Below are 1,560 nucleotides of genomic sequence, written 5' to 3' on the forward strand. Positions count from 1 at the left end.
CAATGTCATTAACTTTAGCAAAAAGCAGAAATCGTAATTATTATAAATTATGATTCCTGCTTTTTTACTTTTGATATGGGCATACTTATCCCTTGTTTCTACTATTCATATCTTTTTAGCTAATACGCTCTTTTATGAGTATTTGAATATTTTCCTGCTAACTGCCCTTTCGTTCTTTTGTAATGACGGTCAGGACGAATCGGAACAAGATTCTTACTGATATCTTCATATATCTGTTGAAACAACATACTTTTCTTTTTCTCATTCGTCTCAAGAAGAATATAGATCAGATCATTTTTTAAGATTCCAATACTAACTGTCTGATTGATCATCATTTTATGCTTTTTCTCTGTCTCTTTCTGATCCAGTTCACGTTCTGCGTCTAATATGATATCTTCAGCTAAATTACTCAGATATATGGTACTGTATATATCCTGTAATAACAAAATTGCTTTTGTTCCTGTGAAATTTTCTAATTGTAGCCGACTTTTTAAGGTTTCGTATGCAGTTTCTATTCCCCATCTCATATGATATAACTCTTTAATTTCTTTTGTAGAGAATTCAATTTTTGAGAGATTCGTGGCTAACACTTCTAAGCTTTCATTTTCTAATGGGATTTTTATCATACGTAATGAAATTTCTCCCAGTTCTTTCATACGTTCTCCATCTATCGTCCCTTCATAGTGTCTGATTCTTGACTTATCAAGTTTTATTTTAACCAATTGATCATTTCCCGACAGACTGCTTTGTTCTTTTTTATAATCACTGCTTTTTAAACGTACGATAAATTTAATACCTTTATCCATCATATGTATAAACGCAGGTGTAGACGGATATCCCCGGTCCATGATAATGATAAATGGAATATTTCCTATGGTTTCCGGTATCCGCTCTAATTGCTTTTCTGCCAGGCGCATCTCATTAAATTTTACTTTGTTACAATCGCTTTCTAGTATCATGCGATTCATTACATCATAGATACAGCCTAATCCTATTTGAGCCTGGGGTTTTGTATTTTTTCGGCTTGCAGAACCATACAGTTCCAGCGTTTCAGCAGTGGTAGGAATATTAATGTCTGAGCCGTCTGCTGCTAATATTAAATGGCCTTTATAAGTTGAAAAAGAGGAATCCGCATAGAAGTTGCGGTTATGATATTTATACAGTTCTAAAAAAGCATCTGGATTAAGTTTCATACGCTGTTTCAGATATCCTGGTTTGGAAATGAATGTTCCCGGATGAGCAATTTTCATATAATTTCTCAGTTCCAATGCCAATGTCAGCCCCTTTCTGTTTATCATTGTGAAAAGAAGATCCTGAAGAGGCATTTTTCTAGTTCTGGTAAAATGATTTTGATTACCAGACCGGCAAAATGCCTTAAATTCATTAGAATTCATTTTTTCTATATCCATGAATGTACGTTTTTGAGAATGTTTCATGAGCATCACATCCTTTTCTGCGGCAGGTTCATGGTTTCTCTTTACAATGTAAGCATATCAAAAAAAGCAGAAGATATCTAATCCTTTTAGAATAAATATCTTCTGCTTTAAGTTAATGACATTG

The 1,560-nt window shown here is 33.5% G+C and carries 1 protein-coding gene; it reads right to left on the minus strand.

The genetic code is table 11. The annotated features are described in order from the left end of the window. Positions 1–119: 119 nt before the first annotated feature. A complete protein-coding gene (locus HED67_RS06985; protein ID WP_246612140.1) occupies positions 120–1,436 on the minus strand; it encodes an IS4 family transposase in 1,317 nt (438 codons plus the stop codon). Positions 1,437–1,560 lie beyond the last annotated feature (124 nt).

The sequence above is a fragment of the Pseudocoprococcus catus genome, from assembly GCF_019734885.1.
Classification (GTDB): Bacteria; Bacillota; Clostridia; order Lachnospirales; family Lachnospiraceae; genus Coprococcus_A; species Coprococcus_A catus.